This is a genomic window from Paenisporosarcina sp., from assembly GCF_049671445.1.
Classification (GTDB): Bacteria; Bacillota; Bacilli; order Bacillales_A; family Planococcaceae; genus Paenisporosarcina.
On record NZ_JBATUX010000118.1, the window covers coordinates 39,648 to 59,581 of the forward strand.

Consider the following 19,934-nt stretch of genomic DNA (forward strand, 5'->3'; position numbering starts at 1 on the left):
ATACCTAAAAAGGTAGGAACTCTCAAAATGCAAATTGAACGTAATCTTCAACAAATACAACAACAAATTAATCAAGCATGTAGTCGTGTCAATCGTTCTACTTCCGATGTACATATTGTAGCAGTTACTAAGTCTGTTTCAATTGAGCGTACTGAGGAAGCTTTAATAGCTGGTCTTAATCATCTTGGTGAAAATAGGCCAGAAGGGTTATTAAATAAACAAGAGGTCATTAAAAATCCCGCAGTCTGGCACTATATTGGCTCACTGCAAACTAGAAAAGTGAAACAGGTCATTAACAAGATCCAGGTATTGCATTCGCTTGATCGATTAAGTTTGGCAGATGAAATCCAAAAAAGAGCTGAACATGCAATTGATTGTTTTGTTCAAGTGAATGTCGCTGAAGAAGAAGCGAAACATGGAATTGAATTGAAAAATGTTCAAACGTTTATTGAATCTTTACATGCACATAGTAGAATTCGAGTAATTGGTTTAATGACGATGGCACCGAACACTTCAAACGACGAAGTGATTCGTTCAGTTTTCAAAGTTTTAAAAGAAATGCAAATAAGAATTGCCAGCAATCATTATCCACATGCACCATGTACTGAATTATCAATGGGAATGTCAAATGACTTTGAAATCGCAGTAGAAGAAGGCGCAACATATGTGCGAATTGGTACAGCACTAGTCGGAATCGAAAGTGAGGATCTTACATGAGTATGAAGAATAAATTCAAAAACTTTTTTTACCTAGAAGAAGAAGATGAAGCACCAAGAACCAATGAACGAAGAAACGAATCACAACCAATGCCTCAGCCGACAGTCAGGAAGACATCAAAGGAAAGAAGAAATGTGCAAATCGAAGCTCATCCATCTTCAAATATTGTAAGTCTTCAAAACTTGCAGAAGTCTTCTAAAGTAATTTTAGTTGAACCACGTGTATATGCAGAAGCACAAGATATTTCTGAGCATTTAAAAAACAAGCGAGCAGTCGTTGTGAACTTACAACGAATTGATAAAGATCAAGGGATTCGCATTGTAGATTTTTTAAGCGGTACCGTGTATGCTTTAGGCGGAGATATACAGCGTATTGGCACCGATATTTTCTTGTGTGCACCTGATACGGTTGAAGTAGACGGAGCAATTTCGGACTACTTTTATGACGACATACAATAATTGAGGTGTAATTAGTTCTTATGGATTTAGTAATTGATATTCTACAACAAGTTTTAGGGTTTTATTCAATATTGCTCATTGTCTATATTTTTATGTCATGGGTACCTAGTACAAGAGAAACAACTATCGGTCGCTTTTTAGAAAAGATTTGTGAGCCGTATTTAGAACCGTTTAGAAAGTTCATCCCTCCATTTGGCATGATTGATGTGTCCCCAATTGTTGCTATTTTAGTATTAAGATTAGCAGGGTCTGGACTGGAATCTTTAGCAAGCTATTTTTAAAATCTTGCCTCACTTTCGTGGGGCTTTTTTTGACCACTGAAAGGAAGAAAAGAAATGGAACAAGTTCTACAGCATTTCCGAAAAGATGAACAACCTTTTATTGAACAAGTCAGCGGATGGCTTCGAGAAACACAGGATCGTTATGCTCCTAAATTAACTGATTTTTTAGACCCTAGACAACAATTTATTGTACATTCTATGATTGGTCAAAATGATGACGTTATTGTAAGTGCATTCGGAGAGCTTCCAGAAGCCGAACGAAAACGTATGCTGATATCACCTTCTTATTTCGTTGCAACAGATGAAGACTATGCAATCACCGCATTTTCAATTAAGTATCCTTCGAAGTTTATTAAGTTAGAACACCCTGATGTTTTAGGTTCACTTATGTCACTTGGTCTTGATCGATCAAAATTCGGTGATATTCGAGTAGACGATGATCGCATCGAATTTGCTGTTGTATCAGAAATGGCTGACTACGTAACTGCTCACCTTACTTCAATTGGAAAATCCAAAATTAAAATAGATGAATTGCCACATGATCATCCTTATTTAGATAATAATGATCATTGGTTAGAAGAATCCCATACTGTTAGTTCGATGCGAATTGATACTATTATTGCATCTTTGTTTACGATTTCAAGGCAAAAAGCATCCATGCTTATTCATAGTGGGAAAGTGAAAGTGAACTGGACAGTTCGTGAACAACCATCTTTCGAACTGCATGAATCGGACTTATTATCAATTAGAGGATTTGGACGTATTCGAATTGGATTAATTGAGGGGCGGACTAAAAAAGACAAAATCCGACTCCAAATTGGGAGAATCGAGCCTAAATCGTGAAAAATATTCAATTAAATTCGTATTATTGCTTTCATCGCCGACAATGAAAGGTATAATAGTTGGAAACGATGTAAGTTTGTAAAGGGGAGATTTTTGAAATGCCGCTATCACCACTAGATATTCATAACAAAGAGTTTAGCCGTGGATTCCGAGGATACAACGAAGACGAAGTTAACGAATTTTTGGAACAAGTGATTAAAGATTTCGAACTTCTAATTAAAGATAAAAAAGATTTAGAAGAGAAATTAAAATCCTCAAGTGAGCGAGTGGGACATTTTACAACGATTGAAATGACTTTACAAAAATCAATTGTTGTAGCTCAAGAAGCTGCTGAAGAATTGCGTCGAAACTCTCAAAAAGAAGCAAAATTAATAGTTAAAGAAGCAGAGAAAAACGCAGACCGAATTGTAAATGAATCCTTAACGAAAGCTCGTCGTATTGCATTAGAAGTTGAAGATTTGAAAAAACAATCAAAAGTATTCCGCAATCGTTTTAAAATGTTAGTGGAAGCCCAACTTGATTTAATTAACACGGATGATTGGGATCATTTAATGCAATATGAAGTAGATACAAGTCAGTTGCAACGATTAGATAACAAAGAGGACTAAGTAGCTTGACCATTACGTTATCATTCCCTATAATATCTACATATACTGGAATAATATTTAATAAAACGCTGATAGAGACAGTATTTTGAAAGCACAGAGTAGCGATTCGAGGATGGTGAAAGCTCGAACAAGTGGCAATCAAATGAAAATCACTCTTGAGTTAAATCACTGAACTGAGTTTTGTAAGTGATTTCGGTTTCACGCCGTTAATGTGATCTAAGCTGGCAACATTTTGATGTTGCAATTAGGGTGGTACCGCGAGTCAAAACTTCTCGTCCCTTCATTGGGATGAGGAGTTTTTATTTTTTCATTTTTTTGCTACTAGTCCAAAACACAAGCTCGCACTTCCGCTTCGCTATGGCCCACTATGGTGGGTCATGAAGCCGTTGCGGTCAAAACCGCAGTAGGCTTCGAACCAATATCAAGGAGGTTTTTTAGATGGAATACAAAGATACCTTATTAATGCCTAAAACAGAATTCCCAATGCGTGGAGGTTTACCTACCCGTGAACCGGCAATGCAAGAAAAATGGAATGAAATGAAGTTATATGAAAAAGTATTGGAACGTACGAAAGATCGTCCAAGCTTTATTCTTCACGATGGTCCTCCATATGCAAATGGAGATTTGCATATGGGGCATGCATTAAACAAAGTTCTTAAAGATATGATTGTACGACATAAATCAATGACGGGTTATTATGCACCTTATGTTCCAGGTTGGGACACTCATGGTTTACCTATCGAACAAGCACTAGCAAACAAAGGTGTTAATCGTAAAGAAATGACGGTTGCTGAATTCCGTAACTTATGTGAGACGTATGCATATGAACAAATTGATCGCCAGCGTAGTCAATTTAAACGTCTTGGCGTACGTGGAGATTGGGAAAATCCGTATATTACGTTAAAGCCTGCATATGAATCTCGTCAAATTGAAGTGTTCGGTGAAATGGCTCGTAAAGGCTATATTTACAAAGGGTTAAAACCAGTTTATTGGTCTCCATCAAGTGAATCAGCATTGGCTGAAGCAGAAATCGAATATCAAGACAAAAAATCACCATCTATTTATGTAAGCTTTGACGTTACAGATGGTAAAGGCGTAGTTGCTGAAGGAACTAAAATTATCATTTGGACGACTACACCTTGGACAATTCCGGCTAACCTAGGAATTTCAGTGAATCATGAATTCGACTATGTAATTGTGGAAGTTGCATCAACTCGATACCTTGTTGCTAAAGCATTACTTGAAAATGTAGCAACTACTCTTGAGTGGGATTCTTATGAAATTGTTCAGACGCTAAAAGGCGAACAAATGGATCGCATGGTAGCCAAACACCCATTATACGATCGTGATTCTCTTGTAATGCTCGGGGACCATGTAACGGACGAGGGAGGTACTGGATGTGTTCATACAGCTCCAGGACACGGGGAAGACGACTTCCAGGTAGGTAGAGCTTATGGACTTGAAGTACTATCTCCAATCGATGATCGTGGCGTATTAACGGCTGAAGCTCCAGGCTTTGAAGGCTTATTTTATGATAAAGCGAATAAAGTCATTACAGAAGCATTAGAAGCAGCTGGCGCTTTAGAAAAATTAACATTCTTCACTCACTCTGCACCACATGATTGGCGTACGAAAAAGCCGGTTATTTTCCGTGCAACTGCTCAATGGTTCGCATCAATCGATGCATTCCGCGATGAGTTGTTACAAGCAATTAAAGATACATCATTCACACCAGCTTGGGGTGAGACACGTCTCTTCAACATGGTTCGTGATCGTGGGGATTGGTGTATTTCTAGACAACGAGTATGGGGCGTTCCAATTCCAGTATTCTATGCTGAAAATAATGAACCAATTTTAACAGAAGAAACGATTGCTCATGTCTCTAAATTGTTCCGTGAGCACGGCTCGACTGTTTGGTTTGAACGAGAAGCTAAAGATTTGTTGCCAGAAGGCTTTACACATGAAGATAGTCCAAATGGTCGTTTCTCAAAAGAAACGGATATCATGGATGTGTGGTTCGATTCTGGTTCTTCTCATCAAGCGGTGCTAGATGAACGTGATGACTTAGTATATCCAGCTGATCTTTATCTAGAAGGATCTGACCAGTATCGTGGGTGGTTTAACTCGTCATTAACTACAAGTGTTGCAATTAATGGTCATGCTCCATACAAAGGGGTATTAAGCCATGGATTTACACTTGACGGTGAAGGTCGCAAAATGAGTAAATCAATCGGTAACGTAATCGATCCTGCAAAAGTAATGAATCAGTTAGGTGCAGATATCCTTCGTTTATGGGTTGCATCTGTTGATTACACAGCAGACGTTCGCGTTTCAGACTCGAATTTCAAACAAGTTGCTGAAGTGTATCGTAAAATCCGTAACACATTCCGTTTCTTACACGGCAATGTTACTGACTTCCATCCACAAACAGATCGCGTTGCATATGAAGACTTACGCGAAGTGGATCAATATATGTACATGAAACTTCAAGAATTGATTGATACAGTCCGTAAAGCTTATGACAAATACGACTTTGCAAGTGTTTATCATGCAGTGAACAATTTTGTATCTTCGGATTTAAGTTCTTTCTATCTAGATATCGCGAAAGACGTTGTTTATATTGAAGGTCAAGATCAATTACATCGCCGTGCAATGCAAACTGTGATGTACGATACATTAATTGCTTTATTAAAATTAACTACACCACTTCTACCGCATACAACAGATGAACTATGGGTATTCTTGACACATGAAACAGAAGAAAGCGTGCAGTTAACTGACTTCCCAGAAGCAGCAACTCATGAATCATTTGGTGCTTTACGCACGAAATATCAACAGTTGATGTTAGTACGTGATGATGTGTTAAAAGCGTTAGAAGAAGCACGAAATGCAAAAACAATCGGTAAATCTTTAGAAGCAAATGTAACGGTTTACGTGAAAAAAGAATTACTTGAAGCGTTTGATACGACGAAGATTGATTTTGCTCAGTTCTTTATCGTTTCAGACTTTACGTTGGCTGGTTTAAAAGAAGAAGCGCCTGCGGAAGCTTTAGATCTTGATGTAGCTTCAGTTGTTGTAGTAAAAGCACAAGGCGAAAAATGCGAACGTTGCTGGACAATCTCGTCTAAAGTGGGCGAAAGTGATGAGCATCCAACACTTTGTGTTCGTTGTGCAGATGTCGTTGAAAAATATTACGTATAAAATTTTCTTAACTGGAGCTGTCCTTTTTGGGGCAGCTCTCAGATCGTAGACAAAAGTATTTTTATAAATATCAATGTATGGAATAAACATATTATTTGATTTTCGTGAAGTCGTCTGCTGGTGATGGACGATAATAGCGTAAGGACCGAGATCACTTTTTCAAACTTTTGTTAACGTCTAGACGCAGGCAAGGACTGCCACGAAGACTCCTGTGGGAATAGCTTGATCTGAAGGCCCCGCAGGAAAGATGCTGGCCAAGAGCCAGTATCTTTGCGACGAGTAACCGCAGGAGCACATGTTTTTGCAGTGACGAGGAGACTGAAGCCAAGCCCACGGAAAGCGAAGTGGCAGTCCCTGCTGTGTTTTTATTCATTCAAAATCAAGTTTGTCTACAGTCTGGAGCTGTCCTTTTTGGGGCAGCTCTTTCTGTATGTTTGTGTTATGTGGTAAACTAACTAAGATACTTGCGTAACGGAGGAACATTCGTGTACATTTTTTATTTAGTTGCAATTGTCATTGTGGCAATTGATCAGTGGACAAAATGGTTAGTCGTGAAAAATATGGAACTAGGTGAAAAAATTGTATTAGTGGATCCAACATTTGGCTTACTTTCCCATCGTAATCGTGGAGCAGCTTGGGGAATGCTAGAAGGACAAATGTGGTTATTTACAATTGTCACTGTAATCGTAATCATTGGTATTTTGTACTACTTTCATAAAGAAGCAAAAGGAAAACCATTATTTCAACTTAGTTTAATGGTTCTACTTGGTGGTGCTATTGGGAATTTTATTGATCGCTTAGCGCGTGGTGAAGTGGTGGATTTTGTAGATGTACTCATCCCGATAATTAATTATGATTTCCCTATTTTCAATATTGCAGATGCAGCATTATCAATAGGTGTTGTCATGCTCATCATTGTATTAATTTTAGAAGAAAAAGCAGAAAAAGCTGCAAAGAGAAAAGGTGAATAGATGGAAGATTATACGTATAAGATTTTAGAAGCACAAAAAGGGGAGCGCATTGATAAAGCGCTAGCTAGTCTTGAATCAGATTGGTCTCGTAGTCAAATTCAAATTTGGTTAAAAGATGGTGCAGTTTTAGTAAATGGTGAAACTGTAAAAACAAATTATAAAGTTAAACCTGATGACGTCGTTACTGTTTCTGTTCCTGAAGCGGAACCATTAGATATTGAAGCAGAAAATTTAAATCTTGAGATTGTTTATGAAGATGAGGATGTCCTTGTCGTAAATAAACCTCGTGGTATGGTTGTTCATCCTGCACCTGGTCATACGTCAGGTACCTTAGTGAATGGACTTATGTATCAAGTTAAAGATTTATCTGGTATCAATGGAATTATGCGTCCTGGAATTGTCCATCGTATAGATAAAGATACTTCTGGCTTATTAATGGTTGCGAAGAATGACAAGGCTCATGTATCACTAGTAGACCAACTTGTGAAAAAGACGGTTACTCGAAAATATATTGCTTTGGTTCACGGTCACATACCTCATGATAAAGGTACAGTTGATGCTCCGATTGGTCGTGATCCTCGTGATCGTCAGAGTATGACAGTAGTCGATAGTGGGAAACATGCCATCACACATTTTCGTGTGTTAGAACGATTTGGCAACTTCACTTTAGTTGAATGCCGTTTAGAAACAGGTCGTACACATCAAATTCGTGTTCATATGAAATACATTGGTTATCCTTTAGCAGGTGATCCAAAGTACGGACCGAAAAAGACAATCGATTTTGACGGACAAGCACTTCATGCTGCTGTCATTGGTTTTATTCATCCACGTACTGAAGAGTATATGGAATTTGAATCGCCATTACCTCAAGTATTTAACGAATTGCTAGAAGAAATGAAATCGAACATTGACAACAAAGAGAAGTAATTCTATACTAGTAAAAAGTGTAGAGCGAAAGTCAAAGCTCATACCATTTTCAAACACAATAATTAAATAGAACTCCTTTAAAAACAGTCCAGAGAGGCTGAGAAGGTACTAGTGAAACGTAAAGAGACGCATGCTGTGTGTTTTGATACGACTAATTTTCTGCATTCACACCCTCTCATCCATTATGGACGAGAGGGTTTTTATTTTGGAGAAAAGGAGAATCCATTATGGTTGAAAAAGCAAATATTCTTGACGAACAAGCCATAAATCGCGCACTGACTAGAATCGCGCATGAAATTATTGAACGAAATAAAGGGATTGAAACTTGTATTTTAGTAGGAATTAAAACGCGAGGTGCTTACTTGGCTAAACGCTTAGCCGAGAAAATTGAAAAAATTGAGGGCAAGTCAATCAAAGCAGGCGAACTTGATATTACACTTTACCGAGACGATTTGTCGATGAAGACAGCAAATAAAGAACCACTAGTTCAGCAAGTAGACATTCAACATGTTGTCACTGATCAAAAAGTAATATTAATAGACGATGTCTTGTATACAGGTCGTACTGTGAGAGCAGCGATGGATGCAGTAATGGACTTAGGAAGACCAGCACAAATTCAATTAGCTGTTCTGATAGATAGAGGTCATAGAGAATTACCAATCCGTGCAGACTACGTTGGAAAGAATATCCCAACAGCAAGTATAGAACGAATTGTCGTACGATTACATGAAACAGACCAAGAGGATAGTGTGACGATTCACGAATAGAAGAATGGGGTGGACAACATGAATAATAATCAAACTGTTTTAGACATACACGATAGACCATCAGCAGGAAAACTAACTACATTAAGCTTGCAACATATGTTTGCGATGTTCGGTGCCACAATTTTAGTGCCACAATTAGTTGGGTTAAGTCCAGCAATCGCATTATTAACAAGTGGGATAGCCACACTTATCTTTATGCTAGTAACGAAATTTCAAGTTCCAGCTTACTTAGGGTCATCTTTTGCTTTCATACTACCCATTCAAATGGCTACTAAAGAAGGCGGTATCGGTAGTGCAATGATTGGCAGTTTGTTTGTGGCACTCGTCTATTTCATAGTGGCGCTCATCATTTGGAAAACAGGATATAAATGGATTATGAAATTATTACCACCGATTGTTGTAGCTCCAGTCATTATCGTCATCGGTTTAGCACTTTCACCAGTTGCGATTAACATGGCGATGTACATTCCTGGAACAACAGATTACAGCATTTTACACTTCTCAGCGGCACTAGTCACATTGGCTGCAGCGGTTGTAGCTACCTTGTTCTTTAAAGGGATTATTAGTTTAATGCCAGTATTAATCGGAATTATTGTTGGATATGTCTATTCATTAGCCATTGGCATTGTTGATTTTTCATCTGTATTAAAAGCTAAGTTGATTGCATCGCCAGATTTCTTGATTCCAGGAATAAACTACGATTTCACCATCACACCTACATTATTAGTGTTAATGGTACCGATCGCGATTGTGACAATCTCTGAACATATCGGACATCAACTAGTACTAGGGAAAATTGTTAATCGAAATTACATAAAAGAACCAGGATTACATCGCTCATTACTGGGTGACGGGTTAGGAACGTTCATCAGTGGACTATTAGGTGGTCCTCCTAAAACAACATACGGAGAAAATATTGGAGTTCTTGCGATTACGAGAGTATATAGTGTCTACGTAATTGTTGGAGCAGCAATTTTGGCAATCCTCTTCTCATTCTTAGGCAAAGTCATGGCACTGATCGCAACCATTCCTACGGCTGTTCTTGGCGGAATATCAATCTTGTTGTTCGGGATTATTGCGTCATCAGGTCTGCGCATGTTAGTTGATAGTAATATTGATTTTGGAGATAAACGAAACTTAGTGATTTCATCTATTATCTTAGTTATTGGGATAGGTGGAGCAAAACTTCACTTCACGGATACATTCGTTGTTGAGGGCATGGCTTTAGCTGCTATTGTAGGAGTATTGTTAAATCTACTTCTACCAGGAAAACCGCAAGAAGCAAATGATTCATTAGAAAATGAAGTAAATAAGTAATCCTTTTAAAACCTAGTCCAGAGAGGCAGGCAAAGGGAAACCGACTGATAAAGTTCCATTACACAATGGATCTTTACTTAGGTTACCCAAGCCTCTCAACAATTTTGTTGAGAGGCTTTTCTTTTAATAAGAAATCGGGAGGCTATAAAGTGAAGAACCTATTTAGTATGAAAGACTTAGAAATAAATGAAATTGACATGATATTATCGCGCGCCTTAGAATTCCAACAAAATTCTCCGCACCAGTTGAAAAAGCAAATGACGGTGGCTAATTTGTTTTTTGAACCGAGTACACGAACAAAGATGAGTTTTGAAATGGCGGAACGGAAACTAGGGCTTCATGTATTACCTTTTGATGCAGGAACTTCTAGTACAACGAAAGGGGAAACCTTATATGACACAGTCAAAACATTGGAGTCAATCGGTGTAGACGCAGTTGTGATCAGGCATGAACAAAATGGTTTTTATGAAGAATTAATGTCTGGATTAAATATAGCCATCATTAATGGCGGAGATGGCTCAGGTCAACACCCATCGCAAAGCTTACTTGATCTATACACAATTAAACAAGAGTTTGGAAAGTTTGAAGGTCTTCAAGTAACAATTGTTGGCGACATAGCTCATAGCCGAGTGGCAAAATCAAATGCACAAGCGCTTAGTAACTTAGGAGCTCATGTGACCTTCCTGTGTCCAAAAGAATGGCAAGGAGAATTTGAATCCACGTCCTCTTGGGAAGATGTGCTGCCTACTGCGGATGTAGTGATGCTTTTACGTGTTCAACACGAACGGCATGCAATAGAAAATGAATTACCAAATCAACTCTATCACGAAAAATTCGGATTAACGAAAGAACGCTATGACCAGTTAAAATCTACAGCAATCATCTTGCATCCAGCACCTGTTAATCGAGATGTTGAAATCGCAAGTGATTTAGTTGAAAGTGAAAAATCGCGGATTTTCAAACAAATGCATAACGGAGTCTTCGTACGTATGGCAATACTAGAATCTGTAATAAAGGAGAGATTTTGATGAAAAAATTCATTCGAAACATTCAATTACTTAACGATCAGAACGACTTAATAGAAGGTTCTATCATCATCGAAAATGGTCGCATAATCGAAGTGAATCCGAAGGTTGAGCCTGAGGTTGATGAAATCATTGATGGAAATGGTCATTTTGTATCAGCAGGATTTATCGATGTTCATGTCCATTTAAGAGAACCTGGTGGTGAACATAAAGAAACGATTGAAAGTGGAACTTACGCAGCTGCAAAAGGTGGATATACGACCATTTGTGCCATGCCAAATACCCGTCCAGTACCTGATACAGTCGAAAATTTAAGCCATGTGAATCAACTCATTAAAGAAAAAGCTAAAATTCGAGTGCTACCTTATGCTTCGATAACCATTCGTGAAGCTGGAAAAGAACGAACAGATCTTACGGCGTTAAAAGAGCATGGAGCATTTGCCTTCACAGATGATGGTGTCGGTGTCCAACAAGCTGGCATGATGTATGAAGCAATGCAAGATGCTGCAAAAATAAACATGCCGATTGTAGCACATTGTGAAGACAACACGCTTATCTATGCTGGCGTGATGCACGAGGGTAAAAAAAATAAAGAACTAGGGCTAAAAGGTATTCCGTCAATAGCTGAGTCTGTGCATATTGCTCGCGACATCTTACTAGCTGAAGCTGCAGGTGCTCACTATCATGTGTGTCACGTAAGTACGAAAGAATCTGTTCGAGTCATTCGAGATGCCAAAAAAGCGGGTGTCCGCGTAACTGCCGAAGTAAGTCCTCATCACTTATTGCTTTGTGAAGATGACATTCCATCAAATGATCCAAACTGGAAAATGAACCCTCCGCTTCGAGCACAGGAAGACTTACAAGCTTTAATAGAAGGATTACAAGATGGCACTCTTGATTTCATTGCAACGGATCATGCACCTCATACGGCAGAGGAAAAAGGCGATGGCATGGAACAAGCGCCATTTGGCATAGTCGGGTTGGAAACAGCATTCCCGTTGTTATATACAAACTTCGTGAAAACAGGTAAATGGACGTTAACGCAATTAGTCGATTGGCTGACAAATAAGCCAGCAGATGTGTTCGGTTTGCCATACGGTAGACTGCTCATGGGCGAGTCGGCGGACTTAGTATTTATTGATTTAACAAAAGAACAAAATATAGATACGGCTACATTTGTGTCCAAAGGTAAAAACACACCTTTCCAAGATTGGACATGCACGGGATGGCCGGTCATGACGATGTTTGAAGGAAACGTAATTTGGCAGGAGGAGAAATGATGATGAAGAGAAGCCTCATTTTAGAAACTGGAGATGTATTCACTGGAACAGCTTTTGGAAGTGTAGAAGCGAGTGCAGGTGAAGTCGTATTTACAACAGGTATGACAGGATACCAAGAAACCTTATCTGATCCATCTTACTGCGGTCAAATTGTTACCTTGACGTACCCGCTGATCGGTAACTACGGCATCAACCGTGATGATTTTGAATCAATCGAACCTGCTATAAAAGGTCTGGTTGTGCGTGAACTGGCCGATGCTCCTTCAAACTTCAGAAGTGATGCTACATTAAATGAAATGTTTGTCTTGAAAAACATACCCGGTATTGAAGGAATTGATACGCGTAAACTCACTCGAATCATAAGAGAACTAGGTTCAGTAAAAGGGGTATTAAGTGCTGCAGGAGAAGAAGTAAACGTGGATGAAGAAGTATCTATATTGAAAAATACAACGTTCCCTACAGATCAAGTCAACCAAGTATCAACAAAACGACCATATCCAAGTCCAGGGCGTGGAAAACGAGTTGTGCTAGTCGATTTTGGTATGAAACACGGGATTTTAAGAGAACTAAATAAACGGAATTGTGATGTTATGGTAGTTCCTTATAATACGACTGCTGAGCAAATCATGGCGATTTATCCAGATGGAATTATGTTATCGAATGGCCCTGGAGATCCAAAAGATGTCCCAGAAGCCATTGAAATGTTACAGAAACTTATCGGGAAAATTCCTATTTTTGGAATATGTCTTGGTCACCAACTATTTGCACTAGCAAGTGGCGGAGATACCTTTAAATTGAAATTTGGTCATCGAGGTGCGAATCATCCTGTAAAAGATTTAGAATCAGGTCGAACTGAAATTACTTCTCAAAATCATGGGTATGCAGTTGATGCAGATTCGCTAACAGGAACACGTTTGAAAGTAACACATATCGCTTTGAATGATGGAACTGTAGAAGGCTTAGCACATTTGGATGTACCTGCGTTTACAGTCCAATATCATCCAGAAGCTTCACCAGGTCCAGAAGATTCAAATCACTTGTTCGATCGTTTTATTGAGTTAATGAACGCCAATGTGAAGGGGGAAAAACAACATGCCTAAACGCCAAGATATTGAAACCATTCTCGTCATTGGTTCAGGACCAATCGTCATTGGACAAGCAGCAGAATTTGATTATGCAGGTACACAAGCTTGTCTAGCCTTAAAAGAGGAAGGCTACCGTGTCATCCTCATCAATTCAAATCCAGCTACCATCATGACAGATACGGAAATCGCAGACAAAGTATATATTGAACCGATTACATTGGAATTCGTTAGTCGAATCTTACGTAAAGAACGTCCTGATGCTCTTCTCCCTACATTAGGTGGCCAAACCGGATTAAATATGGCCATAGAACTAGACGAATCAGGCATCCTCGAAGAATTAAACATTGAAATTCTAGGGACGAAATTGGAAGCCATTCACAAGGCTGAAGACCGAGATTTATTCCGAACTTTAATGAATGAATTAAATGAACCAGTACCAGATAGCGACATTATTCACAATATGCAAGAGGCTCATGCGTTTATCGAACGTATTGGTTATCCTGTTATTGTTCGTCCTGCATTTACACTTGGGGGAACGGGCGGAGGAATTTGTCACAATGATGAAGATCTCTTGGAAACAGTGACAAGTGGACTGAAATACAGTCCTGTTACACAATGTCTACTTGAAAAATCAATTGCAGGTTATAAAGAAATTGAATATGAAGTCATGAGAGATTCAAACGATAATGCAATTGTTGTATGTAATATGGAAAACTTCGACCCAGTAGGTATTCATACAGGTGATTCAATCGTTACAGCACCAAGTCAAACTTTGTCAGATCGTGAATATCAAATGCTGAGAAATGTGTCATTGAAAATTATTCGCGCCTTGAAAATTGAAGGTGGGTGTAATGTTCAGTTAGCACTTGATCCACATAGCTTTAACTATTACATCATCGAAGTGAATCCTCGAGTTAGTCGCTCATCAGCATTAGCATCAAAAGCGACAGGATACCCAATTGCTAAGCTAGCAGCAAAAATTGCAATTGGCTTAACATTAGATGAAATGATGAATCCCGTAACGGGCAAAACTTACGCTTGCTTTGAACCAGCACTCGACTACGTGGTAACAAAAATTCCGCGCTGGCCGTTTGATAAATTCGAATCTGCAAAACGTAACTTAGGAACTCAAATGAAAGCAACAGGTGAAGTTATGGCCATTGGTCGTACTTTTGAAGAGTCCATATTAAAAGCAGTACGCTCACTTGAAACGGGACAATTCCACTTAGATCTAAAAAATGCAGATGACATGACAGACGAGTGGATTGAAAAACGTATTCGACGCGCGGGAGATGAACGCCTATTCTTCATTGGTGAAGCACTGAGACGCGGAGTAACGATTGAGACAATTCACGACTGGAGTCAAATTGACTTATTCTTCTTAAATAAACTACAAAATATTGTGAAGTATGAAGAGATCGTGGCAGCAAATCCTTATGATTTTGATGTAGCTAGAAAAGCAAAACGTATGGGCTTTGCGGATCATACGTTAGCGAAACTTTGGAAGTCAGATGAATTATCAATTTATAACTGGCGAGTAGAGCAACAGTTAATCCCTGTTTATAAAATGGTGGATACATGCGCAGCAGAGTTTGAATCAGAAACTCCATATTTTTACGGAACGTACGAAGATGAAAACGAGTCGGTTAAAACAGAAAAAGAAAGTGTAATTGTACTAGGTTCTGGTCCGATTCGAATCGGACAAGGTGTAGAGTTCGATTATGCGACCGTTCATTCAGTATGGGCAATCAAAGAAGCGGGTTATGAAGCGATCATTATCAATAGTAATCCAGAAACCGTTTCAACAGACTTTTCGATTTCGGACAAGCTTTACTTTGAACCATTAACGATTGAAGATGTCATGCACATCGTAGACTTAGAGCAACCGAAAGGCGTTATCGTCCAGTTCGGTGGTCAAACTGCGATTAACTTAGCGGATAAACTACAAGAACGTGGTGTCCAAATTCTTGGTACATCATTAGAAGATTTAGATCGAGCAGAAAACCGCGATAAATTTGAACGAGCTCTTCATGAAATCGATATCCCTCAACCAATGGGTAAAACTGCTGTATCAGCACAACAAGCAGTACTGATTGGAAATGAAATTGGTTATCCAGTGCTTGTACGTCCTTCCTATGTGCTAGGCGGTCGAGCTATGCAAATTGTCTACAACCAAGAAGAGTTGGCTCATTATATGGAAACCGCCGTTCAGGCAAGCCCAGAGCACCCTGTGTTAGTAGACCGTTACTTGACTGGAATTGAAATTGAAGTAGACGCCATTTCAGATGGAGAAAATGTCTGTATTCCAGGAATCATGGAACATATTGAACGAGCAGGTGTTCACTCAGGCGATTCAATCGCTGTGTATCCACCTCAAAACTTATCAGATGAGCATTTGAATACACTTATTGATTACACAACGCGTTTAGCAAAAGGGTTGAACATTATTGGCTTGTTGAATATTCAATATGTTATCTCTAAAGGTGAGGTTTATGTGATTGAGGTAAATCCTCGTTCAAGCCGAACAGTGCCTTTCTTAAGTAAAATAACGAATATTCCGATGGCTAAAATTGCAACTAAAGCCATACTGGGTCAATCCTTACCTTCACAAGGAATTACCAATGGTCTTGCTCCTGCTCCACGTGGAGTCTTTGTAAAAGTTCCGGTGTTTAGTTTCGCAAAACTGCGCAGAGTGGATATTACCTTAGGACCTGAGATGAAATCAACAGGTGAGGTTATGGGGAAAGATATCACGCTAGAAAAAGCCCTGTACAAAGGCTTAGTCGCAGCAGGAATGGAAATAAAAGATCATGGGTCGGTACTAATGACCATAGCCAATAAAGACAAAGAAGAAGCAGTGTCAATTGCGAGACGCTTTACTTCAATTGGCTACAGAATCTTAGCGACAGAGGGTACGGCGGATTCCATAAAAGAAGCTGGAATTCCAGTAACGATGGTTAATAAAATAGGAAGTGAAGGACCAACACTTCTTGATTATATTCAAAAAGGTGAAGCACAGTTTGTCATCAACACGTTGACAAAAGGCAAGCAACCGGAGCGTGATGGTTTCCGTATTCGACGAGAGTCGGTGGAGAATGGCATCCCTTGCTTAACTTCCCTTGATACGGCAAAAGCCATGTTAAGCGTGATTGAATCCATGACATTCCAAGCAGAAGAAATGCCAAAACAGGGGGTGTTTGGATGATTCGACAAGAACGCATGCGAGTCATAAAACATAAAGAAATTGCTCACAACATTTTTGAAATGACTCTGATTGGACAACTGGTTCACGATATGAAAAGCCCGGGTCAATTTGTCCACATTCGGGTTTCAGATAGTTACGAGCCATTACTCCGTCGACCAATAAGCATTGCTTCTATCGATCGCGAAACATTGGAATTTACCATCATTTATCGTGCAGAAGGGCGAGGTACATCCATGCTTGCAACAAGAAATGTAGGCGAAGAAGTGGATGTCCTAGGTCCTCTAGGAAACGGTTTCCCAATTGATCAAGCTGCGCCTGGAGAAACGGTTGTCTTAGTAGGTGGTGGAATTGGCGTTCCTCCTTTATATGAACTATCAAAACAGTTAGTTGCAAAAGGTGTAAAGCCAATTCACATTCTTGGCTTTCAAACAAAAGAAGTTGTTTTTTATGAAGAATTATTTCGTGAACTAGGCGAAACCCATGTGGTAACTGTAGACGGAACACACGGTCATCAAGGGTTCGTAACGACTGTGTTAGCTGATTTAAAGATCGACTTCACAACATATTACACATGCGGTCCAACAGCAATGCTCGTAGCGATGGAAAACATGTATCCTGACAAAAAAGGGTTTCTTTCGTTTGAAGAACGAATGGGCTGTGGTCTTGGTGCTTGTTTCGCTTGTGTATGTAGAACAACGGAACAAACAACAGTTGATTATGTGAAAGTTTGCAGTGACGGACCTGTATTTCCTGCTGGGGTGGTGCACATATGAATCGATTAGCGATAGAATTACCAGGTTTATCATTAAAAAATCCAATTATGCCTGCTTCCGGTTGCTTTGGTTTCGGAAAAGAGTATGCACAACTATATGACCTATCAAAGCTCGGTGCCATCATGATCAAAGCAACGACTCTTGAAACACGCTTAGGAAATCCGACTCCTCGAGTTGCTGAAACTGCATCGGGAATGTTAAATGCGATCGGACTTCAAAATCCAGGATTGGAAAAAGTAATAGCTGAAGAACTTAAGTGGCTTGAACAATACGATGTGCCGATCATTGCAAATGTCGCAGGTACGTTAACGGAAGACTATGTAGAAGTAGCCAAACATATTTCTAAATCGAAAAATGTGAAAGCTCTTGAATTAAATATCTCGTGTCCGAACGTGAAATGTGGAGGCATCACATTTGGTACGGATGCGGCAGTAGCAGCGGAACTTACTGCTGCCGTTAAAGCAGTTTCTGAAGTACCGGTATATGTGAAATTATCTCCGAATGTAACAGATATTGGAGAAATTGCACGAGCTGTAGAAGCTGCAGGAGCTGACGGTATTACGATGATTAATACACTAATCGGTATGCGTTTAGACACCAGAACTGGAAAGCCTGTTATTGCGAACGGAACAGGCGGTTTATCTGGGCCTGCTGTGAAACCTATAGCTCTCCGTATGGTTTATGAAGTGGCAAAACAAGTATCCATTCCGATAATTGGAATGGGAGGAATAACGACGGTTGATGACGTAATTGACTTCATGTCAGCAGGAGCAAGTGCTGTAGCAGTTGGAACCGCTAATTTCGTCGATCCATTTGTATGCCCAAACATCATCGAACAATTACCCGAGAAATTAAATTGGTTAGGTTTAAATCATGTCTCTGAGTTAATAGGGAGGAGCCACCGATGAACAATCACAATCCGATAATCGCACTAGATTTTGCAACTAAAGCTGAGGTACTGCATTTTTTAAAGCCTTTTAACGAGAAGTTATTTGTCAAAGTAGGCATGGAACTTTATTTTCAAGAAGGACCTACAATAATTAACGACTTAAAAGAACAAGGGCATGATGTGTTTTTAGACTTGAAGCTACATGATATTCCAAATACGGTTAAGTCCGCTATGAGAGGTCTTGCCAGTCTTGGAGCTGATTTAGTAAACGTTCATGCCGCTGGTGGACTCCGAATGATGGAAGATGCAATTGAAGGGTTAGAGGCTGGGACACTTGCAGGTAAAACACGTCCTTTAATCATTGGTGTGACTCAATTAACCTCGACAAGTGAACAACAGATGAAAGAAGAGCAAAATATCCACTCTTCTTTACACGATTCTGTTCTTCATTATGCAGCCCTTTCAAAAAAAGCGGGTTTAGATGGAGTAGTTTGTTCCGTTTTAGAAGCCGCTTCAATTAAAAATGAATGTGGTCAAGATTTCCTTCGAGTAACACCAGGTATTCGATTGAACGAAGGTCAAGGTCACGATCAAATTCGAATCGCGACTCCTGAGGTTGCGAGATTAGAAGGTTCTTCTCTTATCGTTGTAGGAAGAGCTATTACCCAATCCAACAATGCAGTAGAAACTTATCATATGATAAAACAACAATGGGAGGGTTACTAATGAAAAGTCAGCAACATGAAATTGCAACCGCATTATTATCCATTGGCGCAGTGGAATTACGTCCTCAAGACCAATTCACATGGACATCTGGAATTAAATCACCCATCTATTGTGACAATCGTCTTACGATGTCAAGTCCAACTGTACGCAAACAAATAGCACAAGCCTTAGCATCAAATATCCAAGAGTTTTTCCCGCAAACGGATATCGTTGCAGGTACAGCGACTGCAGGTATTCCACATGCTGCCTGGGTCAGTGACGTACTCAACTTGCCGATGGTCTATGTTCGTTCAAAAGCAAAAGAGCATGGTCGTGGTAATCAAATCGAAGGCAAAATCGAAGCAGGACAAAAAGTTGTGGTAGTAGAAGATTTGATTTCCACTGGTGGTAGCAGCATTGATGCTGTTCGAGCGTTACAAGATCAAGGATGTGTCGTGCTTGGTGTAGTTAGCATCTTTACATACAACTTGAAGCGAGCGGATGAATTGTTTGAAGAAGCGGGCATGCCGTACATCAGCTTAACCAACTTTGATGCATTAGTAGAAGTCGCATCACTAGCGAAACAGATTAGTGATGAAGACAAACCTCAACTAATCGAATGGCATGAAAAACTAAAACACGGACAACTATAAACAATAAAGGCCATCCAAGTTAGTTTGGATGGCCTTTATTGATGGATGGTTAAGTGCTTTTTGTGAGAAACGCTGATAGTCGACACGAATCCGCTGATAGTCGACAAAGATTCGCTCATAGACATAGTAGAACCGCCGATAGTCGACACAGATTCGCTCATAGAAAGTCAGACCAACAACAAGAGCGGTCTATAATCGCTTGATGGATATTTTTAATGTTGGTTTAGTA

General features: G+C 39.5%; 18 protein-coding genes and 1 other annotated feature. All 18 genes read left to right on the top strand.

Features of this window, described 5'->3' with window-relative positions:
• Window positions 1–27: 27 nt before the first annotated feature.
• The 18 genes from WBG45_RS14215 (at window position 28) to pyrE (ending at window position 19,705) form a co-directional block, all read left to right on the top strand.
• On the top strand, window positions 28–717 hold the full coding sequence (locus tag WBG45_RS14215) for a YggS family pyridoxal phosphate-dependent enzyme (RefSeq protein ID WP_424415576.1): 690 nt from the start codon (window positions 28–30) through the stop codon (window positions 715–717).
• On the top strand, window positions 714–1,175 hold the full coding sequence (locus tag WBG45_RS14220; protein WP_424415577.1) for a cell division protein SepF: 462 nt from the start codon (window positions 714–716) through the stop codon (window positions 1,173–1,175). Before WBG45_RS14215 ends, WBG45_RS14220 begins: the two co-directional genes overlap by 4 nt.
• Before the next feature lie 20 nt (window positions 1,176–1,195).
• On the top strand, window positions 1,196–1,456 hold the full coding sequence (locus WBG45_RS14225; RefSeq protein ID WP_024535069.1) for a YggT family protein: 261 nt from the start codon (window positions 1,196–1,198) through the stop codon (window positions 1,454–1,456).
• A 54-nt stretch (window positions 1,457–1,510) separates the two neighbouring features.
• Window positions 1,511–2,299: an RNA-binding protein gene (locus tag WBG45_RS14230; protein WP_424415579.1), complete on the top strand. Its 789-nt coding sequence runs from the start codon at window positions 1,511–1,513 to the stop codon at window positions 2,297–2,299.
• A 98-nt stretch (window positions 2,300–2,397) separates the two neighbouring features.
• Complete coding sequence (locus WBG45_RS14235) at window positions 2,398–2,907, top strand: DivIVA domain-containing protein (RefSeq protein ID WP_024535067.1); 510 nt, start codon at window positions 2,398–2,400, stop codon at window positions 2,905–2,907.
• A 59-nt stretch (window positions 2,908–2,966) separates the two neighbouring features.
• Window positions 2,967–3,190, top strand: a binding site (T-box leader).
• Between the two features lie 155 nt (window positions 3,191–3,345).
• Complete coding sequence (ileS, locus tag WBG45_RS14240; RefSeq protein WP_424415581.1) at window positions 3,346–6,108, top strand: isoleucine--tRNA ligase; 2,763 nt, start codon at window positions 3,346–3,348, stop codon at window positions 6,106–6,108.
• Between the two features lie 485 nt (window positions 6,109–6,593).
• The gene (gene lspA / locus WBG45_RS14245; RefSeq protein WP_424415583.1) at window positions 6,594–7,079 is read left to right on the top strand and encodes a signal peptidase II; all 486 of its coding nucleotides are present in this window, start codon (window positions 6,594–6,596) and stop codon (window positions 7,077–7,079) included.
• Window positions 7,080–8,006 carry an RluA family pseudouridine synthase gene (locus WBG45_RS14250; protein WP_424415585.1) on the top strand — a complete coding sequence of 309 codons (927 nt, stop codon included), beginning with the start codon at window positions 7,080–7,082 and terminating at the stop codon, window positions 8,004–8,006.
• A 227-nt stretch (window positions 8,007–8,233) separates the two neighbouring features.
• The gene (gene pyrR / locus WBG45_RS14255) at window positions 8,234–8,773 is read left to right on the top strand and encodes a bifunctional pyr operon transcriptional regulator/uracil phosphoribosyltransferase PyrR (RefSeq protein WP_424415587.1); all 540 of its coding nucleotides are present in this window, start codon (window positions 8,234–8,236) and stop codon (window positions 8,771–8,773) included.
• Between the two features lie 18 nt (window positions 8,774–8,791).
• Window positions 8,792–10,090, top strand: coding sequence for a uracil-xanthine permease family protein (locus WBG45_RS14260; protein WP_424415589.1), 1,299 nt, complete (start codon window positions 8,792–8,794; stop codon window positions 10,088–10,090).
• 149 nt (window positions 10,091–10,239) lie between these two features.
• The gene (locus WBG45_RS14265; RefSeq protein ID WP_424415591.1) at window positions 10,240–11,118 is read left to right on the top strand and encodes an aspartate carbamoyltransferase catalytic subunit; all 879 of its coding nucleotides are present in this window, start codon (window positions 10,240–10,242) and stop codon (window positions 11,116–11,118) included.
• Entirely contained in the window at window positions 11,118–12,395 is a 1,278-nt protein-coding gene (locus tag WBG45_RS14270; protein ID WP_424415593.1) for a dihydroorotase, read from the top strand. Before WBG45_RS14265 ends, WBG45_RS14270 begins: the two co-directional genes overlap by 1 nt.
• Entirely contained in the window at window positions 12,395–13,495 is a 1,101-nt protein-coding gene (locus tag WBG45_RS14275) for a carbamoyl phosphate synthase small subunit (protein WP_424415595.1), read from the top strand. The genes WBG45_RS14270 and WBG45_RS14275 overlap by 1 nt, the downstream gene beginning before the upstream one ends.
• Window positions 13,488–16,685 (top strand): carbamoyl-phosphate synthase large subunit, encoded by a 3,198-nt coding sequence (carB, locus tag WBG45_RS14280; RefSeq protein WP_424415596.1) that lies wholly within the window; start codon window positions 13,488–13,490, stop codon window positions 16,683–16,685. The genes WBG45_RS14275 and carB overlap by 8 nt, the downstream gene beginning before the upstream one ends.
• Entirely contained in the window at window positions 16,682–17,458 is a 777-nt protein-coding gene (locus WBG45_RS14285; RefSeq protein ID WP_424415598.1) for a dihydroorotate dehydrogenase electron transfer subunit, read from the top strand. Before carB ends, WBG45_RS14285 begins: the two co-directional genes overlap by 4 nt.
• On the top strand, window positions 17,455–18,366 hold the full coding sequence (locus WBG45_RS14290; protein WP_424415600.1) for a dihydroorotate dehydrogenase: 912 nt from the start codon (window positions 17,455–17,457) through the stop codon (window positions 18,364–18,366). The genes WBG45_RS14285 and WBG45_RS14290 overlap by 4 nt, the downstream gene beginning before the upstream one ends.
• Window positions 18,363–19,073: an orotidine-5'-phosphate decarboxylase gene (gene pyrF, locus WBG45_RS14295; RefSeq protein WP_424415602.1), complete on the top strand. Its 711-nt coding sequence runs from the start codon at window positions 18,363–18,365 to the stop codon at window positions 19,071–19,073. Before WBG45_RS14290 ends, pyrF begins: the two co-directional genes overlap by 4 nt.
• Window positions 19,073–19,705, top strand: coding sequence for an orotate phosphoribosyltransferase (pyrE, locus tag WBG45_RS14300; protein ID WP_424415604.1), 633 nt, complete (start codon window positions 19,073–19,075; stop codon window positions 19,703–19,705). The genes pyrF and pyrE overlap by 1 nt, the downstream gene beginning before the upstream one ends.
• Window positions 19,706–19,934 lie beyond the last annotated feature (229 nt).

Bases quoted from the DNA above. Each gene is read 5' to 3' on its own strand.
- WBG45_RS14220 (WP_424415577.1), top strand. From the start codon at position 714: ATGAGTATGAAGAATAAATTCAAAAACTTTTTTTACCTAGAAGAAGAA.
- WBG45_RS14230 (WP_424415579.1), top strand. From the start codon at position 1,511: ATGGAACAAGTTCTACAGCATTTCCGAAAAGATGAACAACCTTTTATT.
- WBG45_RS14270 (WP_424415593.1), top strand. From the start codon at position 11,118: ATGAAAAAATTCATTCGAAACATTCAATTACTTAACGATCAGAACGAC.
- carB (WP_424415596.1), top strand. From the start codon at position 13,488: ATGCCTAAACGCCAAGATATTGAAACCATTCTCGTCATTGGTTCAGGA.
- WBG45_RS14225 (WP_024535069.1), top strand. From the start codon at position 1,196: ATGGATTTAGTAATTGATATTCTACAACAAGTTTTAGGGTTTTATTCA.
- WBG45_RS14285 (WP_424415598.1), top strand. From the start codon at position 16,682: ATGATTCGACAAGAACGCATGCGAGTCATAAAACATAAAGAAATTGCT.
- pyrE (WP_424415604.1), top strand. From the start codon at position 19,073: ATGAAAAGTCAGCAACATGAAATTGCAACCGCATTATTATCCATTGGC.
- pyrR (WP_424415587.1), top strand. From the start codon at position 8,234: ATGGTTGAAAAAGCAAATATTCTTGACGAACAAGCCATAAATCGCGCA.
- WBG45_RS14275 (WP_424415595.1), top strand. From the start codon at position 12,395: ATGATGAAGAGAAGCCTCATTTTAGAAACTGGAGATGTATTCACTGGA.
- WBG45_RS14235 (WP_024535067.1), top strand. From the start codon at position 2,398: ATGCCGCTATCACCACTAGATATTCATAACAAAGAGTTTAGCCGTGGA.
- pyrF (WP_424415602.1), top strand. From the start codon at position 18,363: ATGAACAATCACAATCCGATAATCGCACTAGATTTTGCAACTAAAGCT.
- WBG45_RS14290 (WP_424415600.1), top strand. From the start codon at position 17,455: ATGAATCGATTAGCGATAGAATTACCAGGTTTATCATTAAAAAATCCA.
- ileS (WP_424415581.1), top strand. From the start codon at position 3,346: ATGGAATACAAAGATACCTTATTAATGCCTAAAACAGAATTCCCAATG.
- WBG45_RS14250 (WP_424415585.1), top strand. From the start codon at position 7,080: ATGGAAGATTATACGTATAAGATTTTAGAAGCACAAAAAGGGGAGCGC.
- WBG45_RS14215 (WP_424415576.1), top strand. From the start codon at position 28: ATGCAAATTGAACGTAATCTTCAACAAATACAACAACAAATTAATCAA.
- WBG45_RS14260 (WP_424415589.1), top strand. From the start codon at position 8,792: ATGAATAATAATCAAACTGTTTTAGACATACACGATAGACCATCAGCA.